General features: G+C 67.1%; 5 protein-coding genes. 1 reads left to right on the top strand and 4 read right to left on the bottom strand.

Annotated features, from left to right (window positions below):
* The first annotated feature begins 112 nt into the window (after positions 1 to 112).
* The gene (locus EFE23_RS27640) at positions 113 to 961 is read left to right on the top strand and encodes a DUF4240 domain-containing protein (RefSeq protein ID WP_158675946.1); all 849 of its coding nucleotides are present in this window, start codon (positions 113 to 115) and stop codon (positions 959 to 961) included.
* A 463-nt stretch (positions 962 to 1,424) separates the two neighbouring features.
* Here the strand turns inward: EFE23_RS27640 and EFE23_RS27635 are convergent, their stop codons facing one another.
* From EFE23_RS27635 to EFE23_RS28355, 4 genes are all read right to left on the bottom strand, one after another.
* Positions 1,425 to 2,114 carry an ISAs1 family transposase gene (locus EFE23_RS27635; protein WP_158675945.1) on the bottom strand — a complete coding sequence of 230 codons (690 nt, stop codon included), beginning with the start codon at positions 2,112 to 2,114 and terminating at the stop codon, positions 1,425 to 1,427.
* Entirely contained in the window at positions 2,111 to 2,662 is a 552-nt protein-coding gene (locus tag EFE23_RS29210) for a transposase family protein (RefSeq protein WP_233601176.1), read from the bottom strand. The genes EFE23_RS27635 and EFE23_RS29210 overlap by 4 nt, the downstream gene beginning before the upstream one ends.
* A 194-nt stretch (positions 2,663 to 2,856) precedes the next feature.
* On the bottom strand, positions 2,857 to 3,075 hold the full coding sequence (locus EFE23_RS27620; protein ID WP_233601175.1) for a hypothetical protein: 219 nt from the start codon (positions 3,073 to 3,075) through the stop codon (positions 2,857 to 2,859).
* A 150-nt stretch (positions 3,076 to 3,225) separates the two neighbouring features.
* Positions 3,226 to 3,396 (bottom strand): hypothetical protein, encoded by a 171-nt coding sequence (locus EFE23_RS28355; RefSeq protein WP_158675944.1) that lies wholly within the window; start codon positions 3,394 to 3,396, stop codon positions 3,226 to 3,228.
* Positions 3,397 to 3,561: the final 165 nt, after the last annotated feature.

Here is a 3,561-nt window from a genome sequence, read left to right as displayed (position 1 = left end):
GGCCCGGGCCTCCCCTCGCCGCTAGACTCCAAGGTGCCTAGCCGTCGGGAGGTGCAGCCAGGCCGCAGCTGGCGAGGCGGCAATCGGCACGAAGCTCTGGAAGGATGCCCCGGTGATTTCCGAAAAGTTCTGGTCGCATGTGAGCGCCCTGGACGGCGTGGTTAATCCCGAAGGATGCGGGCGACTTGTCGAAAGCTTGGCCGCGGGTGGAGAGGCTGAGGTGCGGCAGTTCGCCAACGACCTCGCGACGGCGGTACGCGCACTTGCCACTCCGCAACACCTGTCGCAGGCGGTCTGGGATGTCTCGGAACCAGCCGCTGCTCCAGCACTTCCCATGTCCGACGACGTCTTCCTCTACGCACGACTCGCCGTGGTCGCCGCTGGCCAGAGCACATGGCAGACGGTAGTGGCCGACGCCAACGCTATGTCGGGCCGCTGGCACGTGGCAGACGCCGAGGAACTCCTGGAGGTAGTGCCTCAGGCGTTTCGACGCGCCACTGGGCTGGACTGGGATGACGAGCTGATCTTGGATCCGCCTGCCGACAGCGAAGACCCCCGAGTCGGGGCCGGCGCCACCGGCGGCCATGGCAAATGGTGGAACTGGTACATGAGCGGTCATATGTACGACGTGAAGGCCGAACGTGATGACTTCGACGACGCGGCCTATCAACTAGAGCGGGCGATTGACGCCGATCCTGCATGGGCAGCTTGGTGGAGCAACTCCGGCGTACCCGACCTTGAGACCTACCCCTCTTACACATGGGACGGTGTGCCCAAACCCCGCCTTAGCAAGGGGCGGAAGGTGGTAAGAGTCCACTTCGGGTTCGACGCTGCAGTCCTGCACCGCACATCCGTACAAGACCTGCCACGGCTGGCAGCCGAGCATCAACGGGTGATGCTTCAGTTCGTACAGTCGAAGCTTGGCCTGCCGGAGATGCCACCTCTGCCCACGTTGCCGTAGCCTCGTGGGGTCGGTGCGTGCCGGCGGTAGCAGTTCGGCGTCGTTTCCTGCCTCGATGTAGTCACGTTATCGCGCAGGTGTCGGCGACCGGTTCCGCACCGAGTGGCTCGGGCCGTGTGTCAACGGCAACGGGGATCTGGCTCCGGCACGAACTTGATGATCGGCGTTTGTTGATGTCAGTCGGCGAGGAGGATCCGGCGGCGGAGTAATTCGGGGTCGGCTCGGCCGTGCAGCTCCCTTTTGATCATTTTGCGGTTCACGACGCCTTCGACCGCGCCGGAACTCCAGGTCATTGGTCAGGAAGGCCGTGACTGCGGCCCAGTCCTTGCTGAGCCCGTTGGCGAATGAGCGGATCTCCGCGATGGGGCCCTGTTGTGCCTGCTTGACCTGCGGGGGATCGAGCAATTCCGTGAGCGCCGACAGTGCCGGGTTCCCCACAAAGAAAAGCACGGGCGTTTCAAGATCATGATGCGAGTCCGAGGATGGTGAAGGGCCTGGTCATGTTGCGGCTGGCCCAGCGGGTGGCTTCGGTGATGTGTCGTAGCGTCCGGCCAGGCGTAGGGCGTTGATGGCCAGGTTGCGCATGGAGGCCAGGACACGGGGTCCGTTGCGGGTACGGACCCGGCTGGCTGGCGTCTTCGCGGTAGCAGGTGTCTCTGATCCAGTGCAGCGATTCGATGGCCCAATGACCCTGGTTGAAGGCGGCGATCTGGGCAGGCCTGGCCTGCTCGGGGGTGTGGCTGGCCACGCCGAGTTGGGCGGCGGCGCTGAGGTTCCGACCGGCGGCGTCGGTGACGTAGCGTTCGATCAGCCAGATCTGGTTGACGTGGGGAAACGGCAGGTCGGGCGGGGCGGGTAGGACCTGGATCGTACGCCGGGTGATCCGCCCGTGGCTGGTGTCGATGCGGCTGGCGGCGACCGGCACCCTCGGCCAGGGCAGCGTGTTGAGGGCGTCGAACAGGGACCGCGGGTTCTCCTTGACCGGGAACAGGAAATGGCCGCCGCGGGCGTGGATGAGTTCGGCGGTGGCCTTGACCGTGTGCAACGCGTCCGCGGTGACGGTCCTGCCGTCGAGGTCGAGGGTTTCGAGCAGGTCGCGGGCGCAGGCCGGCTCGTTGGTCTTGGCCCCGGCGACGTCGACCTGGCCGATCACCACAGCGGGTGTGCCGGGCTCGACGCCACCGGCCAACGCCGCGAGAGGTGCAGTTGCTGCCCGTCGGCGTCAACGGCGCCGCAGACGGTCTTGCCGTCCAAGCGGACCAGGTCCGCCGGTGCGGGCTGCGGTGCCGGATCGTTCTCGGGCAAGGCCTCGGCCACCGGATCGAGGCCTGATCGGCGGCCCGTCGTCCAGGCCCCGGTCGCGGTGTCCAGGGCCTGCGGATCGGTATCGGTGCACACCCGCCACAACGTCGACCTCGACGGCCGACCGGCCGGCAGCACACCGGCCCGTAGATACAAGTCGGTCAACGCCGGCTGCGGCACGTCGGCCACCCAGCCCGCCATCGCCGTGTAACCGGTCATCCCCGCCACCGTCGCCGCCGCGACCAGCGCCAACACCACCGCCGCCGGATGATCCCGGCCCTGCGACGACCGGCCATCTGACACCCCGGCCAGCAACTCCAGCAGGTCAGCGCATGCCTGAGCTACCGGGACACCCGCAACCGACGCCACATCAGCGTCGGACATGACACACTGCACCACGACGAAGCTCCGTCAAGACAAGATCCGTGAGAAGACCTCGTCCTACCGGAGCTTCGTCCCCACCCCGCCGCGCGACACGCCACTGTGGCCAGACCGCGACCAGTCACTCACACCACACTCATGATCTTGAAACGCCCGTGCAAAGAAAAGTGTGGCCTCCCTCGATGATCGAGGGAGGCCACCGGGTGATCCAGTTAGGCTTCTGCGGCGAGCGGATGGTCCTCGCCGGTCAGGCCGGCCAAAGCCACCGCGACCTCCTGCAGAGTTGCCCGCACATAGGTGGCCGTCGAGCCGCTCCCGCCACTGTCGGTGTGGCCGGCGTAGGCGCGGGCCACGGCGTGACCGTAGGTGCGCTCCACCCACGTCAGGGTGGTATGCCGCAGCCAATGCGTACTGATCTGCTGGGTGTGCACCCACCGCAGATGCTGCCCGATCCTCGCCCAGAGTTGGTCGTAGCGCCGGTAGGTCAGCGGCCGACCGTCGCGGTAGCGCAGCAGGCTGCCGTTACGGTCGCCGTCGCCTCGCTCGCGGAACCTGTCAAGTCAAGTGAGACGTTTTCGTGGTCAGGTGTTCTGTAGATCTGTGGGTTGAGCTGCTGGTTTGTTGATCCACACGGTGGTCGGTAGGGCCGGGGGTCGGGGGCGGCGGGTGAACCGGTCCGGGTGGACTCGCCAGGCGGCGTCGAGGGTGCGCTGCCGCTGGTCGTGCACGTCGCCGGCGGTGCCGTAGTGCACCGATGCCGGGGTGTGCAGACCGATACCGGAGTGGCGGTGAGGTCGGCTCGGGGCGCCCTGCCGATGTTTCCACCGGTGGGTTTCCCCGAGCCGCCTCCCGAACCCGGCGTGCCCCTTGCAGGGCACCGGGCTCTCCGCAGGTCCCGGGTGGGTGCGGTGGTCCTT

Source organism: Micromonospora solifontis (assembly GCF_003725545.1).
Taxonomy (GTDB): domain Bacteria; phylum Actinomycetota; class Actinomycetes; order Mycobacteriales; family Micromonosporaceae; genus Micromonospora; species Micromonospora solifontis.
This window is presented reverse-complemented; position numbering and strand designations above follow the sequence as displayed.